Consider the following 15,341-nt stretch of genomic DNA (forward strand, 5'->3'; position numbering starts at 1 on the left):
CGGGTGCGGCTCGGGGGGATCGAGAATCTCGGCCAGCGGGAAGGGTCGCCCGAGGCAGGTGATGTAAGCCGGCAGCCGCCAAGTCATCTGGACGAAACACGAATCAGCCAAGCTTCGGATGGTGACCGCACCATCGGAGTTACTCCTAGTCCGCATATGAATAGCGATATCTCGTTGTCTTCAGATCGCGGAAACCGATTCTACCGAGGTGTGGTTGCGACGGTTTTCGCCAACGCCCTCCAGGCGGTCAATTTTCTCGGGGATCGATTCCTGAGAAGATCGCATCATTCGTTGTCGGCCATCGAGGACCTCTACCGGCACGCGATGGATAGCGCATTTGCGGTGACCGAGGCCTTCCTCGTCACCGGCGCACCCCACGCATCCGCCTATTACCCCCGCGACTTCGCCTGGTTCTATCCTGACGTCCTCGATCCCGAAACCATCATGGATGCGCAGGATGCGGTGCGGCGTGCGCGGCTTCTCGACAGGAGCATCCGCTTGTTGCTGGAGGCGGTTCGCGCCGATGTGGTCACGACGACCATCGTCCCGGCCGGGCGCGGTCGATACCTCGGCGTGAACTACTTCTCGCGCCCGTCGGATACGCTGCTCGGCATTCTGGCCGGTCTGCAGCAGATGATCTTGGCCGACCAGAGGGCGCCGTCCTATCTGGCGGTGTCACAATGCGCGCATGCCGGGCGCCTGCTGCTGGCTGAATATGGCGGCGACCTGAGGCGTGCAATCCTCAAGCTCGCGAGCGAGCTCGAGCCGTTCGATTATGACGGCAGCTCCTGTTTGTTGTGCGACGCTCGTGGTCCTCGCTCCGCCGCAACGGATACCCGCGCCGAGCGCCGGCGCTTCGTCACCAACGCCTGCGTCCACACGACCTTCGTGTGGAGCGTGCAGCTCGGAATCGTCGATGAGAACAAGCTGAAGCGGCTGCTCGGGCGCGACCTCATGCAGTACAAGAAGGACCTGCTCCGTCTGTTCGGCAGGGAGGGATATATCAGGCATTCTCTCGACGGGCCGGAGGGCCCGCCGGCGTCATCAGTCGCGTTGGATTTCGTCAGCGTGCATCGCGGCTTCTGGAATCTGAACGATGCCGGCGAGCGGGCGCTGTTCGCGGCGACGGCGGATCTGATCATTGCGGAGCCGCGCTTTCGCATCCCCAATACGTTTCACTTCCTGGTATCAGCGGAGAATCCGCGGAACAAGCTGATCCACAAGATCGCGGCGCCTGCCTACCAGGGACGTACCTCCTGGCCGACGTTCAACGTCGAATTTGCGGATCGCATGCTGGACTATGACGAATCCTCGGGAAGCGACACCTACCGTTCCTGCGCCCAGGGAATCTTGAAGGACATACGGAAAGCAACCGAGCTGCATGGCGGATATCAGGAGCTGATCTCCGAGCAGGGGCTGAAATATCGCACCTGGGCCTATAAGGGCGCGGTAGCCCACTCCTGGTTTCCGCGTTTCCTGTCTGTCTGGAGGAGGGCATATGGATCGCCGCTCCTGCAATGGAACGACTGATCTGCGCGGCGATATGCCGGCAGGGATGTCGCCGAGGGTCAGCGCAAACCTGTCACGCCGCTAGATCAAGCAACCGGCACGATCCGCGCACGAGCACCTTGCGTCCGGCCGGCGTTATCGCAGGTACACCGTCGTTGATGGCAACGAGGCCGAGCTCGACGAGGCCTTCGACAAGATAAGACTTCGCCAGGCGACCGTTCGACAGCGGGTTGCGAAGTGTACGCAGCGCTTCCCACTGGTCCGGCGCAAGTTCGAATTCGAAATCGTTGCTCATGTTGCCTCAAGAGATCGTGCCGTTGGCGCCCTGTTAGCGGCGCCGCATGAAGACCATGCGACGACAATGAGTCGGGAATTCGGTAAGCCGTTTAGAATGCCTCTTCACAAATTGCCGCACTTCGTTGCGACAAGAGAAGAAGATCGCCTGAGCGGGAATACGTCCGTGGTTCGATCACTAATTGATGATCCGCAGTTGATGTTGCGCTGCGGGGCTGCTGCAGTGCACGGGAAGCATCGCTGTCCCATGATGCGTCGCGATATGCACAGAAATGGTGAAGCGAGCAATTCGGGATTCTGTTAGGTTGATTCCCGGGGAATGACTTCACGCGGCAGGAGTGGAGTGCATGAACAGGCTGGTCGAAATTCGCAGTCAGGAATCCCTGTGCCGGGAGCGTGCGGCCCTCGATTTGGATCGTCGGCTGTTCTGGCTTGCGCAGGCCGAGGAATGGGAGCAACGCGCGCTCGACGAAATCGCCTATCACTTCCGGGAGTGTAACCTCGACCAGGCGCAGCTTGCGCGAAACTGCGTTTCGCCAACGAGGTTGGCCGCGCGCGAGACCTATTGATAAGTCGCCACGATGTCGGACACGGCGCGCTCGAGCTGCTGCGCGGTGGCGCATTGGCGCACGACGCTGCAGAAGGTGGCGTAGCGCGGCATCTCGGAATCGCCGAAGCCCCAGGCGAGCCGCCCTTCGGGATTGAGCCAGACCAGCCGCTTCGAACGCTCGGAGATGCGGCGCAGGATGTCGGCGCGCGGGTCGAGATTGTTGCTGCGGGCATCGCCGAGCACGATCACCGTGGTTTGCGGCGTCAGCGCGCTCATGAAGTCCTTTTCGAAATCGACCAGCGAAGAGCCGTAGTCGGACGAACCGAAACCGACTTTGGACATGATCTCGGCCATCGCCTCTTCCGGCGATTTCGCCTCCAGGATGTCGCTGACCTCGATCAGATGCGAGGAGAAGGCAAAGGAGCGGACGTCATCGACGACTTCGTGCAAGGAGTGGATCAGAAGCAGGAAGAAATCCGAGACCTGGGCGACCGAGCCAGAGACGTCGCAGAGCGCCACGATCTTCGGCCGGTCGCGATGCTTGCGCTTCCACGCGGTCAGGAACGGCACGCCGCCCCAGGCCGCGTTGCGGCGCAGCGTGCGGCGGACGTCGAGGTGGCCGCGGCGCTGGCGCTTGCGCGGCTTGGAATAGCGCTCGCGCAGCCGGCGCGCGATCTGGCGGATGAGGGCGCGCATCTCGGCGACCTGGCGCCGCTCGATGCGGGCAAGCGGCGCGTTGCGCAGGATCTCGTTGCGAAGATTCTCGGCCTCCTCGCGGGCATAGAGCGCGAGCCCCTGCGCGACCGTGTCTCGCACCGCCTCGCGCAACGCGTCGAGCGAGGCGCGCAGGCGCTCGGCCAGCGCGGGATTGGTTGCGGTCAGCTGGTCGAGATCGTCGCGCAGGCGTTGCAGGCCCATGGCGTCGAGGATGCGGCTGGAGAAGATGCCGCGCTGGGTGGAATAGCGGATCTCGGACAGGGAGGCCGTACCGGAGGCGCTGGCGATGGCGGCTGCGATCGCATTGCGGTCCTGCGACAGCAGCATCTGCGCAAGCGGACCCAAACCCTCAGGAGGCTGCCCTTCGCCCGGCTCGCTGGCCGAGCTGGAAGCGGGCGACTGATCCGTGTCCTGCGAGGCGTCGTCGTTATTCGCCTCGGGCTGGTCCCGTCGCGGCTCCGGCTGGCTGAAGAACAGATCGAAACAATCCCCGAGCGCGAGCTTCTCGTCCTGCGACTTGGCGAGCGTCAGCAGCAGCGCGTCGCGCAGCACGGCACGGTCGGAGATGCCGACTTGCGCGACCGCGCGCATCGCATCGATGCTTTCGGCAGGCGAAACGTGAACGCCGACGCCCCGCGCTGCCCGAAAGAAACGATGGAGGTTCTCGCGCATCGGCGTCAACCGAAGACGTTGGACCGTGTCGCCTTGGCAATGAAGGTTGTCACCTGCGGCGATGCGGCCTCGATGTCGGCTTCGTATTTCAGGAGCACGTTGAGGGTGTCCTTGACGATATCTGTGTCGAGCTCGGCGGCCTGGAGCAGCACCAGGACGCGTGCCCAGTCGATGGTCTCGCTGACCGACGGCAGCTTTTTCAGATCCAGCGAGCGGATCTCGTGGATGAAGCCGACCATCTGCCGGCGCAGCGCCTGCGAGATGCCGGGCACGCGGCTTTCGACGATGCGCTCCTCGAGCCGCTGCTCGGGAAAGCCGATATGCAGATGCAGGCAGCGCCGCTTCAAGGCGTCGCCGAGGTCTCGCTCGCTGTTGGAGGTGAGGATCACGGTCGGCGGCGTGATGGCCGAGACGGTGCCGAGCTCGGGGATCGTGACCTGGAAGTCGGACAGGATCTCCAGCAGCAGCGATTCAAATTCCGCGTCCGACTTGTCGATCTCGTCGATCAGGAGCACGCAGCCGCCCGGTTGCTCCAGCGCCTGGAGCAGGGGACGCGGCTCGACGAATTCCTTGGAGAAGAACACGTCGCCAAAATCGTGGAGCTGGGCGAGCGCGGCATGCAACGTCTGCGCACCGCCGAGGACTTCGCCGAGCTTGTCCTTGAGGATCTGCGTATACAGAAGCTGCTTGGCGTATTTCCACTCGTAGAGTGCCTTGGCCTCGTCGAGGCCTTCGTAGCATTGCAGGCGGATCATCTTCATGCCGCGCCAGGCGGCGATCGCCTTGGCAAGCTCGGTCTTGCCGACGCCCGCGGGGCCCTCGACCAGGATCGGCTTCTCGATCTGCTGCGACAAATAGACGGCGGTCGCGATCTGCCGGCTCGCGATGTAGCCCTGCGCGGCGAGGCCGCTCTCCACTGCCTCGATCGAGGTCGAGGCCTTCTGATCAGCCACGAATGGGCGCTCCCAAGGTCTTGCTTGAGGCTTGTTCTGCCTGCGTTCCCGGCAAAGAACAAGCCTCGTTTGGGAGACATCAGACCCGCATCAGTGGCGTTTTTTCCGCTGAACGCAAATAGTTGAGCGGTCCGCCGTCCGCGGGATCAGTGCCGCAGCACTTCCGGCTTGCGGATGGTCTGTCTGACCTCGGCGCCGCAATCGGCGCATTCATAGACAAAGTCGATCTTGGCAAGGCTCCAATGCGGCTCGACCTCGCGCACATACATCGGCAGGAACCCCATGCAGGCGGGGCAATTCACGGGCGCGATCTCGACGTCCTGATGATGCTGTACATAAGCTGGCATCTCGGCTCTCCTTCGCAGGCGACCACCAAACCCCGCGCGGAAGTTACTGCCGGTCGCTTCATGCGCGTCATCAACTTTTTCGAACGGAGGTCGAACGGCGGGGGTTTGTCGCTCGCTGTGACATTCTTGCTACGTGTCTGTACTGTAACGGGCAGACGGAATGCCTATTTCTGCGGCCATCCAGCTTTATCGGATCCTCACCCAACGATAAGGGAGCAACGCCCATGACCCATGCCATACGTTTTCACAAGACCGGCGGTCCGGAAGTCCTGGTCTGGGAGGAGGTCAGCGTCGGCAAGCCCGGGCCGGGCGAGGCGCGCATCCGCCATACCGCGGTCGGACTCAACTTCGTCGACATTTACAACCGTTCGGGCCTGTACCCGGCGCAACTCCCGAGCGGGCTCGGTAGCGAGGCGGCCGGAATTGTCGAGGAGGTCGGGCCCGGTGTCACCGATCTGAAGCCGGGCGATCGTGTCGCCTACGGCGCCTCGCCGCTCGGGGCCTATTCCGAGGCGCGGCTGATCCCTGCCGATCGTTTGCTGAGGCTGCCGGACGGCGTCGACGACAAGACCGCGGCGGCGATGATGCTCAAGGGGCTCACCACACAATATCTGATCCGGCAGACCTATCGGGTGAAGGCCGGCGATACGATCCTGCTGCATGCGGCGGCCGGCGGCGTCGGCCTGATCCTGAGCCAATGGGCTAAGCACCTCGGCGCGACCGTGATCGGCACCGTCAGCAACGACGAGAAGGCCAAGCTCGCCAAGGCGCATGGCTGCGATCACGTCATCATCTACACCCGGGAGGACTTCGTGAAGCGGGTGGACGAGATCACGGGCGGCAAGAAGGTGCCGGTGGTTTACGATTCCGTCGGCAAGGACACGTTCCTGAAGTCGCTGGATTGCCTCGCGCCGCTCGGCGTCGCCGCGCTGTTCGGCCAGTCCTCCGGTGCGGTCGAGCCGCTCAATCTCGGCCTGCTGGCTCAGAAGGGCTCGCTCTACGTCACCCGCCCGACCCTGTTCACCTACGCCGCGAAGCGCGAAAACCTGGTTGCGATGGCCGGCGAGCTGTTCGACGTCGTCAAGTCCGGCGCGGTCAAGATCGAGGTGCACCAGACCTATCCGTTGAAGGATGCCGCCAAGGCGCACGCCGATCTCGCCGCACGCAAGACGACGGGATCGACCGTCCTCACGGTCTGATCCGCTCCGGGACGTTGGCGCAGGCTCTCCTGCGTCACGCCCGTTCGTGCTTGCGCAGATCGCGAGCGTGGTCGAGGCGGACTGCCTGGAGGTCGACCTCTTCCGGTGGAATCTGGGGCAGGGTCGCCTCCGTCAGGATGGCCTCGGTGACGTCCTCGACCGAGTTCTCCGCGATCTCGTGGATGAACGAGACGTTCTGGTATTCGCCCGAGGCGATGCGGGAGACGACCTCGCGCCTTGTGATTTCGGGATCAACGACCGCCTCACGGCCGCGCCGCCCATAATCGATCATCACGACGAAATATTGCATGAAAACGATCCTGCCGCGCTCCCGTCACCGGGAACGCGGCAAAGTATTTCCGAAAAACGGAATCAAGTCAAGGACTGTTTCTGAAAAACGGAATTTGGTATCACTTGCCCTTCTTGCGCGGCCGCGCCGACTTGGCGCGCAGCCGCCTCGAGCTGCCCTTTGGGCATCGACAGGCAGATTTCCCCGACCCAGTCGAGCTTGACGCCGACGATCGGCTTGGCATTGAAGCTGGTAAGATTGACGACGGACGGACTCTTCCCCCGCTCAATGGTCTTCAGATAGCGCTCGCCGGTCTTGAGCCGGACCACGGCCTCCTCGCCGTAGAAGCTCGACAGCGGATGGCGCTGATCCTTGTAGACCACGATCACGTCGCCGCTCTCGTATTTGGGCAGCATCGAATCGCCCACGATTTCGAATGCGACGGTTTCTTCCATGATCGGGAAGGGCAACGTGATGTCGCCAAGCCCCTCCGGCGGAACCTGCTCGTAATCCGGCTCGATCACGGCGCCGGCGCCGACCCGGCCCATGATCGGCGCGAGATTGAGCTCGAGATATTCCATGATCGGAATGATCTCCGAAGCCTTCACCAGACGTTCGCCGCCGAGGATCTCCGAGACCGCGCCGGGGCGCACGCCCATGGCCGCCGCCAGGCCGCCCTTGCTCTTGCCCGTCTTCTCCAGGCCTCGCTCGATCATTGCAACGTCCAACATGGTGATTCCCTCGATTGCGCACCGTCTTGGCTCTTGTAATCCGAAATTCGGAATTGATGCAATTATGAATATCAGAATTATCGCTTGACTCGCGGTTCGGAATACCGGAATATGTGTTTCGCCTCCCGGTCGCTCGACGAGGGAAGGCGCATCACAGGACAGCATCATGGAACCGGGCCATTGGCCGTCGGAGCATTCCGACGCGCTTCGCGACTATTTTCGCAAGGGCATGTCTTATGCGGAGATCGGAAGACAGATTAATGCAAGGTTTGGAACGGCTTATACGCGCAATGCGGTGATCGGCCGCGCCAAGCGGCTCGGGCTCGTCATCCCGGAATGGATAACGAGCCCGTCGATCACGCCATATTTGCCGGGCGAGGCTCCGGTTTCGCCGCGCCGCGCGGTGTTACCGAACCTGAACGTGCCGCCGAAATCCGCAATGAAGCCGGCGGCGACGGTGAAGTTGCGCTGCGTCGGCGTTCAGCCGCGCCTGATCCAACTGGTCGAGCTCGAGCCGGCCGATTGCCGCTATCCCTATGGCGGCGACAAGGACGGGGAGGAAATCGCCTTCTGCGGTCATCCCTGCCGGCCGGGCTCCAACTATTGCGCGCCGCATGCGCGCCTGACGCGCCGCTCCGGTGCGGCGTCCGCCCGCGCCGCCGGTCCCGTCGTGCTGAGGCTGGTCTCCGCTGCCTGAGCTCCCATCCGTTCCGTCGTCAATTTCGCAAGGAGTATCCGAGTGGCTCGTGTCCGACGCAACAAGTCCTACAAATTGGCCAAGATCTACGATCGACGGTCCCGCGAGGTGCCGTTCAATGCCGAAGTGGCGGAGGTCGAGATCGACAATCCACTGGCGCTCGATTCCGGTGAGAAGATCCTGGCCATCCGGTCGATCCATGGCGACCCGCTGGGGCGGCTGCACGCACACCACCAGATCGACGAGGCGCAATACCGCGGCGGGCGTGCCTTCCAGAACGATTGGGAGAGGGCGGAGCGGGGGCCTCAGGCGGTGGACCCGACACGGGAACATGTCGACGGCGCGCGCACGCGCGACCCGGTTACCGAGAGCCAGCGCCAGGCGGTGTTGCGGTTGAATCGGGTCGAGCGCGAGCTTGGTACCGACGGCGCAGCGCTGGTGCACGACGTGCTGATCCTGGGCCTGACCATGGATCAGATCGGCGCGCGTCGCGCCGTTCGGACGCAGCGCTGGAACGATTACTTTGCGCGGCGCTTTCGCGAATGTCTGGACCGGCTGGCACTGATCTACGGCTTTGCGACGGAAAAGAGCTCCCGACGGGCAGAGCGGCCCGGGTGAAGATGGTCGGTCGCTTATGGATGCGGTACGATCTGATAAGGTGTCGTGTACGGCTCGACGCGCAGCGAGGCATTGGCCAGAAGCCCGATCTTGGCGGTCGGCGTCTGCTGCAATTCGCCGTTCGGGCCGCGATGCACGTTGTACTGCCATACCGTGAGGTCGCCCTTCTGCGCAAGCGCGTGCGCAACCGCGCTCGCATCATTGCCGCCGAGCCCCTGAAGCTCCTCTGCCGATAACCCGATCACGATTTCGTCCTTGACGGTGATGATCTTGAACAGGTTCATCTTGGTCTCCTGCGCCCATGCGCCTTGTATCGAGAGGGTGAAAAGCGCGACCGCGGCGCCCTTGATGAGATCGCAGCGAGAAATCATGCCGTCGTCCTTGGTGCTGAGGCGCGCCCGAATCGAAGAGTTCAGCCATGGCGCCCGTAATCTGCGTGGCCGTGTCGCAACGGCTTGGTCGCTCGCATATGGACAATGGTTCATGACCGGAGACCTGCGGACCGACGATGCGACATCCGTGTCGAGATCGGGACGCTGACTCAACAATTACGTGTATGCGCCGAGAAGCGCACGTATGCAGCCAATGTGCATTCATGTCGGAAACAAGCCGAAACGCTGTGCCAATTGACAGCGGTCGGGACTGTGTGGCGAGATGGATGCCGCTTCTTGACGCAGGTGGGTGACGGCGGCCGATATTCCTGTTATCCGGAATTGCCGCGCTGCGATGCAGACGAAGCATCTCTGCGCCCGCTGTCGGACTTGCCGGACGGGTTGTTCCCTGACATAATTGCAACCAGATGGTTGAGCGTTGTTGGGCATGTCGTTCGGCGTGTCGGCTGGCCGGGGCCACCCGGCCGACAGTTTGTCGCCATGGTCCATCGTGGCGTCTTGCTGCGGCGTCGGCCTCGCGTAGATCACGAAGGCTGGCGCTTGTCATAGGTGCGAGATGAAGAACCTCAATTTCGCGGCTGAATTGCACCTCAAGCTCGGCGCGCCCGCAAGCGGCACGGTCGAAAGTCTGCGCCTGCTCCGCGCGTTCCTGAAGCTCGCACCGCGACAGCGTTTCGAGGTGATCAAGCTGGTCGAAGATCTAGCCACCGAAGAAGCCCTTCCCGAGCGCCCGTTGTCCTGAGTCCGGCCTCGTGCCGTCCCTTCCTGCCCTAAAGCGCGATGAGATTCGGGCGAATCGTCATAGCGCTTCAGGCTATTGTTTGCGCATGATCTTTCCGGACAACCGCTGCGCACTTTTCCGGATCATGCCCTAGCCCGGTCCCCGGCGAGGTTTCCTCGAGGCTGGCCGCTGGAAGGCGATCCGGCAAGTGTGGTATTCAGTCGGGAAAGCGGGAGGAGTGCGACCATGATCGAACCGAAGCTGGAAGTTCCGGCCGAACTGCGCGACCTGGCCGAGAAGACGATTGATCAGGCCGAAAAAGCGTTCGGCATGTTTTTCGAAGCCGCCAGCAAGTCAATGTCGTCCGTTCCGGGCGCGGGGACGGAGGTGTCGAAGCAGGCGTTGAATTTCACTGAGCAGAATATGAGGTCGGCCTTCGAGCATGCGCGCAAGCTGGTTCATGCCAACGACCTTCAGGAAGCAATGCGAATCCAGTCCGATTTCCTACGCAGCCAGTTCACCAGTGCTGGAGATCACATGCGCCAGATGACCGGCAGTCTTATGCAATCGGGCAAGGACAAGTCCTGATTCTCGTTCTGTACGCAGTATGCCCACAAATTGAACTTGCGTGGCGCGGCGATCCGCCTTTCGATGCGGGCGCAGATCCATGACGGGCCACCGAATGCCTTGTTCGCCGTCCGTCATCTCTTCTGCTGATCCCTGTCGGTCCTCCGGCAGGGATCTTTATTTATATCTGTGGCAGGTGTTGTGCTCGGCGCGGCACTCAAGCTCGATGAGATCAGGAAGAATCGTCATCGCGCTTTGGATTGTTTGAGCTTTTCGGAAGACCGCTTTCCGGATCATCCACTAGCGCAGCGATGCGATGTAAGCCGCGATGTCGCCCGCTTCGGTCCGGCTCAAGGGAAAATTCGGCATCTTCGGGTGAGGATCGAGCAGGAAGAAGGCGAGCTTCTCCGGACTGAAGTCTGGCCTGCGCGCGATCGAGGCAAAGGAGGGGACGTCGGCGCTCGCCTGGGTCTGGCCGTTCGCGACGATATGGCAGCTTGCGCACCAGCGCTTGGCAAGGTCGGCACCGTGATCGGCATCGGCTGCGAGCGCGGGCGACGCGCCAACGCTTCGAGGTTACGGCAAGCATCAGGCAGATTCGTCTCAAATGCTGGTGCATCGGGTAACCTTCTTGCATTCCGTCGGCCAAGCCTATCCGCAGCACGATCCCGGAAATTGCGAGAGATCAATGCGGGCGATGATCGACCGCAGCAGCTTGCGGACCGAACGATAGAGATGCCGTACGACTGCCGGCATTCTCGCCGCCGGCAGGCTCAGGCTTCTTGCATCAAGCCCCTTCGTATCAAGACTTTCGACGGAATGCGACACCTGTCTCTCCGAGGCCATGTCGCTTTTCTATCCTGCCGTCTCGGAGCCGCCTTGATCTGCCGCAAAGCGTTCCCGGCTAATAGTCGCCCGGATTCATGATCATCGGGCTTCTCGTATCGGCGGGCGCGAGCGCGCTGCTGGCGCTGTCACGCAGGAAGCGGTCGAGCGTTTCCTGGATCTTCTGCTTGACCGAGTTGGGGCCGCGATCGCTCATTTCCGTGTGCTGTGCGCCGGTGTGGACGATGTCGATGCCGCGCGCCTTGGCTTCTTCCGGCGTCGGCAGCACGCCGGGATCGGTCACGAAATGCGGGTCCTTCGACCGGAACGACAGGATCTTCATGCCGTCGCTGGTCACGAAAGGCACTCGCAGATTGTCGAGCGTGATCACCTTCGCCACCAGCTCCGGGTGCTGATGGGCGACGTACATGGAGACATCGCCCCCGTTCGAGTGGCCGACGAGGGTGATGTGGTCGTAATCGACGTTCTCCTGCTGCCTCTTCAGCTTATCCAGCACGAAGAGAATGTTGGCCTCGCAGCGGATATAGACCTCACGTCGGCCGACATATGGCTGACCGGCATGGGTCATCAGCGGCGGATCAGTCGGCAGGTCCTGCTGGATGCTGGCAACCAGATAGCCGCGCGCGGCGAGCACATTGGCGAGGAAGGAATATTCGGTGGCCTTGACGGTGTTGCCGTTGCTGATGATGGCAAGCGGGAGTTTCCAGAGGCCGAGATTGGCCTTGGTCTCGTAATCGCGCCGCACCGCCAGCTCGACCGAGATCGGCCGCTGCCGTGAGGCGTCGAACAGCGCCAAAGTCTCATGACGGATCGCGAACCGGCTGACGACGAAATATTCCCCGGCGCCGAGGACGCAGAGAAACGCCAGGATCGCAAACACCCTCTTCATGGCTTCGTCTCAAATCACGTTCGACTGAACATGGTCATTCGGAGCTCCCCGATCGAGCGATCGTGAGCAGGTTACGGGATTAAATTTAGGCAACTCTGTGAGCAAGGCCGCAATGGCCGTGGGTGGGCCGGGTCCATTTTTGCAAACGGTTGGCTGGTTAGAGACACCCCGACCTGCCGCGTTCAGGGCAGAGCCGGAATGCGCTTGACAGTGTGAACAGGAGGCGAGGGCTGCGGCGTTCGTTATCCGGCGCCCGGTAGCTCAACGGCACGGCCACGCCGAGGTCGGCCTGGAGATCGTTTGGCAGGAAAAGGCGGACACCGGCTCCGGCCGATGTCAGCGACAGGCCTTCGCTCAAACGGTAGCCGTCGTTCCAGACGGCGCCAGCGTCGCCAAAGGCATAGAGCTGATAGCCGGTCCAGTAGCGGAAATCGAGCTTCTGATCGAAGCGCAGCTCAAGCGAGCCGGCGAGGCCGTTGTCGCCGCTAATTTCGGCTGCGCCGTAACCCCTGCCGAAGGCCGCACCGCCGAGATAAAATTGCTGCGAGGTGAACAGCGGCCGCGACGCAGTCTGGCTCGCTGCCGCGAGCTTGAGCGACCAGGCGTCGTTGAGTGTCTGGTAGCGCGTGAACCAGAGGTTCAGCACCGAGAAGTTCGACGAGGCGCCGGCGCGCGACAAAAGATCGTCGTTGAAATGCGAGGCACCGAACATGTCGAGGCCCTGGCGGTAGATCAGTGTCGCGAAATTGGTGCCGCCGAAGCGATCCTGCAGCCTATAGTCGGCGGTCAGGCTCGCGGTCCTGATGTGGTCGTTGTACCAGGGGCCGTAAAGGTCATGCTCGGACACATTGCTGAAGCTCGTCGCCGCAGTCAGCGTGAGTGTGGAGGATTGCGATTGTAGCGGAATGACGCTGGCGCGCAGCTCGAAGGCCTCGGTCGTCGTGATGTCGCTGTCGAGGCGGCGGGCATCGCCTGGCCGGACCGCGCTGTAGAGCACGGAAGCGCCGAGACGTACGCCATCGACGCCGACGGGCGCGTCATAGGACAGCCGTGCGAAGCCGAGTTGGCGAGGATCGTTGGCAATGGTCGACAGGTTGACGGCCAGCGTGTCTCCGGGCGTGAGGTAGGAGTTGAACGCGCCGGTGGCGTAGGTCTGCCACGGGCCCACCGAGGATGATCCAAGGTTGTCCAGGCCGAACGAGGAGAAGACGTGCCAGGTCTTCAAATAGACGGTGAGACGGAAGCGTCCGGACCCGCTGCCGATCTCCTCCAGCGCGCTGTCGGTGATCCGAACGCCCGGCCTGGCGTTGATGAGGAAGAGCTGGCGCTCGAGGCGTCGGGAGCCGCGACGGCTGCTCGGCGAGAACCGGCCCGAGCATCGGCCTGACGCCGAACTGCTCGGCGCCGTCGCCTTTCAGCTCGACCTGCACGATGGCGCCTTCGATCACCTGGATCCGGACCCGGCCGTCGGCAATGTCCTGCGGCGGCACGATCGCCCGGCTGAGATGGAAGCCGTCGGCGCGGTAGAGCTCGCCGATCGCGCCGGCGATCCCGGCGAGATCCGCCTGTGAGACCCTCTTGCCGAGATACGGCTGATAGACTGCGGTAATACGGTCGCGGGAAACCGCGTGGGCGCCGCTGACGTTAACGCCGCGCAGGACGAATTGCGGCTTGGTATCGCCGCGGGTATCGGGTTGGCCAACCGTCGGCAGGCTGACCGGCGGGCGGTTCAGTTTTTCCCGTTCGGTTTGGTTTTCAAAATATTTCTCGGGCTGTCGCGGATCGAAGCCCGGTTGGTTCGCCTGTTGTGCGAACGCTTGGGCAGCCCCGGCAAAAAGCGGAGCCAGCAAGGCCATTGCGGTAACGAGATGCCGCTTTCCGGCGCGCGCGGCGAAATTTTCCCCGTAGTTTGACGGAGGAATTGCCGCGGGACGGGAGGGGGTCGTTAGCCTCATGATTTTTCATAGTTTTTTAAGGTCAACGATTGGTTAATGCCGCCGCTCCACTGGCCGCTTCCTGCTAATCCTCTCTTGAGTGATTTCGGATACCCCTCAGATCTGGCTGTAACGCAGACTGAGGATCGTCATGCTCGGCAGAATTGGAATGCGATGTGCCCTCGTGGCGCTGGCTCTTGGAACAGCTTCCGGCGCGTTCGCCGCGGAGGACGGTGTCTGGTCGATCAGCAAGGCCACCGGCGAGGTGTGGGTCGCGACCGACGGCGCACAACAGGTCGCGCTGAACCGGGACGAGACGCTCAAGCCCGGCAATACCATCCGCACCGGCCGCAATGGCCGGGTGCTGCTGGTCCGCGGCGAGGAAACGATCCTGATCTCTCCGAACTCGGTGGTCGGCTTGCCGGCCGAGAAGAAGGAGGGACTCTCGACCACCATCATCCAGCAGGCGGGTTCGATCCTGCTCGAGGTCGAGAAGCGCAACGTCAAGCACTTCGAGGTCGAGACGCCCTATCTCGCGGCCGTGGTCAAGGGAACCCAGTTCAGCGTCACGGTGGAGGCGGGCAGCACCAAGGTCGGCGTGCTCCGCGGCCAGGTCGAGGTCTCCGACTTCAGGACGGGGCAGATTGCCCAGGTCATGCCGGGACAAGCGGCTACGGTGTTCGAGCAGGGCAAGCCCGGACTTAGTCTGAGCGGCCCAGGAAAGTTGAGTCCGATCGAGCAGGGCAAGCCGCGCGCCCCGACGATCGAGCGTGTCCCGGTGCCGAGATCGGGGCTGACGGCGCCACGCAATGCCGCGACCGGTCATTCCATCCATGCACTCGGTCCGGTCGACAAGGGCAGCAAGGCGGCTGGTGCACCCAAGGCATCGGGGCAGGTGGCTGCGGGGCATGCCCCCAAGGCGGGAGTCGTGCGCATTTCGACCGCGCTGGGGGAGGTCAAGCTGAACGTCCACAAGGCGACGCGCGGCCTCGCCCACGGCGGCGTTCCGCCAGGGCAGGCGCGTAACGCGAATGCCAGGGCGGACAGTCAGACGGTCTGGAACGATGGCAAGACCAGCCCGGCCGCACCCAACAGCGCGGCAGCTGGCGGTAGCGCCAGCGCGAACGCCACGACCGCCGCAATGACAGCCGGGGCATCAAGCGATGCCCCGCGCGCCAAGAACGGAGACGCCGGCGGCAACGGTAATTCCGGTAACAACAACGGCAATGGCGGCAACAACGGCAACAACGGCAATAACGGTAACAACGGTAACAACGGCAACAACGGTAACGGCGGCAACAACGGTAACGGCGGCAGCGGCCATGCCAACAACGGCGCCACCGGCAACGGCAGGGGCAACAACGGGAATGGCGGCGGCAATGGCAGCAATGGTCACGCCTACGGCAGACGCTGAGG

15 protein-coding genes and 3 pseudogenes are annotated in these 15,341 nt (G+C 62.8%); 8 read left to right on the forward strand and 10 right to left on the reverse strand.

Annotated elements, in window-relative coordinates; translation table 11 throughout:
- Positions 1–156 precede the first annotated feature (156 nt).
- Entirely contained in the window at positions 157–1,530 is a 1,374-nt protein-coding gene (locus ACETMP_RS32605) for a hypothetical protein (RefSeq protein ID WP_375162047.1), read from the forward strand.
- Between the two features lie 52 nt (positions 1,531–1,582).
- On the opposite strand, the gene ACETMP_RS32610 is transcribed toward ACETMP_RS32605, so the two are convergent.
- Positions 1,583–1,804: a hypothetical protein gene (locus ACETMP_RS32610; RefSeq protein ID WP_375159339.1), complete on the reverse strand. Its 222-nt coding sequence runs from the start codon at positions 1,802–1,804 to the stop codon at positions 1,583–1,585.
- A gap of 346 nt (positions 1,805–2,150) precedes the next feature.
- Between ACETMP_RS32610 and ACETMP_RS32615 the strand changes: the two genes are divergently transcribed.
- Positions 2,151–2,372, forward strand: coding sequence for a hypothetical protein (locus ACETMP_RS32615; protein ID WP_375159340.1), 222 nt, complete (start codon positions 2,151–2,153; stop codon positions 2,370–2,372).
- Here ACETMP_RS32615 and ACETMP_RS32620 read toward each other — a convergent pair.
- The 3 genes from ACETMP_RS32620 to ACETMP_RS32630 form a co-directional block, all read right to left on the reverse strand.
- Positions 2,366–3,742, reverse strand: coding sequence for a VWA domain-containing protein (locus tag ACETMP_RS32620; RefSeq protein WP_375159341.1), 1,377 nt, complete (start codon positions 3,740–3,742; stop codon positions 2,366–2,368). The two genes, ACETMP_RS32615 and ACETMP_RS32620, sit on opposite strands and share 7 nt — an antisense overlap.
- A 5-nt stretch (positions 3,743–3,747) precedes the next feature.
- Entirely contained in the window at positions 3,748–4,695 is a 948-nt protein-coding gene (locus ACETMP_RS32625; protein ID WP_375159342.1) for an AAA family ATPase, read from the reverse strand.
- Positions 4,696–4,841: 146 nt separating this feature from the next.
- Positions 4,842–5,042, reverse strand: coding sequence for a hypothetical protein (locus ACETMP_RS32630; protein ID WP_028137740.1), 201 nt, complete (start codon positions 5,040–5,042; stop codon positions 4,842–4,844).
- Positions 5,043–5,266: 224 nt separating this feature from the next.
- On the opposite strand from ACETMP_RS32630, the gene ACETMP_RS32635 reads away from it, so the two are divergent.
- A complete protein-coding gene (locus ACETMP_RS32635) occupies positions 5,267–6,241 on the forward strand; it encodes a quinone oxidoreductase (protein ID WP_375159343.1) in 975 nt (324 codons plus the stop codon).
- 34 nt (positions 6,242–6,275) lie between these two features.
- Here ACETMP_RS32635 and ACETMP_RS32640 read toward each other — a convergent pair whose 3' ends face one another.
- Positions 6,276–6,551: a hypothetical protein gene (locus tag ACETMP_RS32640; RefSeq protein ID WP_375159344.1), complete on the reverse strand. Its 276-nt coding sequence runs from the start codon at positions 6,549–6,551 to the stop codon at positions 6,276–6,278.
- A gap of 100 nt (positions 6,552–6,651) precedes the next feature.
- Positions 6,652–7,261 (reverse strand): annotated as a pseudogene (locus ACETMP_RS32645) (helix-turn-helix transcriptional regulator).
- A gap of 166 nt (positions 7,262–7,427) precedes the next feature.
- Here ACETMP_RS32645 and ACETMP_RS32650 point away from each other — a divergent pair.
- Together ACETMP_RS32650 and ACETMP_RS32655 are read left to right on the forward strand one after the other, a co-directional pair.
- Positions 7,428–7,958, forward strand: coding sequence for a GcrA family cell cycle regulator (locus tag ACETMP_RS32650; RefSeq protein ID WP_375159345.1), 531 nt, complete (start codon positions 7,428–7,430; stop codon positions 7,956–7,958).
- A gap of 42 nt (positions 7,959–8,000) precedes the next feature.
- Positions 8,001–8,576 (forward strand): hypothetical protein, encoded by a 576-nt coding sequence (locus tag ACETMP_RS32655; RefSeq protein ID WP_375159346.1) that lies wholly within the window; start codon positions 8,001–8,003, stop codon positions 8,574–8,576.
- 14 nt (positions 8,577–8,590) lie between these two features.
- Here the strand turns inward: ACETMP_RS32655 and ACETMP_RS32660 are convergent, their stop codons facing one another.
- A complete protein-coding gene (locus tag ACETMP_RS32660) occupies positions 8,591–8,947 on the reverse strand; it encodes a hypothetical protein (RefSeq protein WP_375159347.1) in 357 nt (118 codons plus the stop codon).
- Positions 8,948–9,524: 577 nt separating this feature from the next.
- On the opposite strand from ACETMP_RS32660, the gene ACETMP_RS32665 reads away from it, so the two are divergent.
- Together ACETMP_RS32665 and ACETMP_RS32670 are read left to right on the forward strand one after the other, a co-directional pair.
- Entirely contained in the window at positions 9,525–9,710 is a 186-nt protein-coding gene (locus ACETMP_RS32665) for a hypothetical protein (RefSeq protein ID WP_028137733.1), read from the forward strand.
- A gap of 225 nt (positions 9,711–9,935) precedes the next feature.
- Complete coding sequence (locus ACETMP_RS32670; protein WP_375159348.1) at positions 9,936–10,277, forward strand: phasin; 342 nt, start codon at positions 9,936–9,938, stop codon at positions 10,275–10,277.
- Between the two features lie 279 nt (positions 10,278–10,556).
- On the opposite strand, the pseudogene ACETMP_RS32675 reads toward ACETMP_RS32670, so the two are convergent.
- The 3 genes and pseudogenes from ACETMP_RS32675 to ACETMP_RS32685 all read right to left on the reverse strand — a co-directional run bounded on the left by ACETMP_RS32675 (position 10,557) and on the right by ACETMP_RS32685 (position 13,946).
- Positions 10,557–10,875 (reverse strand): annotated as a pseudogene (locus tag ACETMP_RS32675) (c-type cytochrome).
- A gap of 285 nt (positions 10,876–11,160) precedes the next feature.
- The gene (locus tag ACETMP_RS32680) at positions 11,161–11,991 is read right to left on the reverse strand and encodes an alpha/beta fold hydrolase (RefSeq protein ID WP_375159349.1); all 831 of its coding nucleotides are present in this window, start codon (positions 11,989–11,991) and stop codon (positions 11,161–11,163) included.
- 157 nt (positions 11,992–12,148) lie between these two features.
- A pseudogene (locus tag ACETMP_RS32685) lies at positions 12,149–13,946 on the reverse strand (ShlB/FhaC/HecB family hemolysin secretion/activation protein).
- Positions 13,947–14,076: 130 nt separating this feature from the next.
- Here ACETMP_RS32685 and ACETMP_RS32690 point away from each other — a divergent pair.
- The gene (locus ACETMP_RS32690) at positions 14,077–15,339 is read left to right on the forward strand and encodes a FecR domain-containing protein (RefSeq protein ID WP_375159350.1); all 1,263 of its coding nucleotides are present in this window, start codon (positions 14,077–14,079) and stop codon (positions 15,337–15,339) included.
- The last annotated feature ends 2 nt before the right edge of the window (positions 15,340–15,341 follow it).

It is taken from the genome of Bradyrhizobium dasycarpum (assembly GCF_042019905.1).
Classification (GTDB): Bacteria; Pseudomonadota; Alphaproteobacteria; order Rhizobiales; family Xanthobacteraceae; genus Bradyrhizobium; species Bradyrhizobium japonicum_B.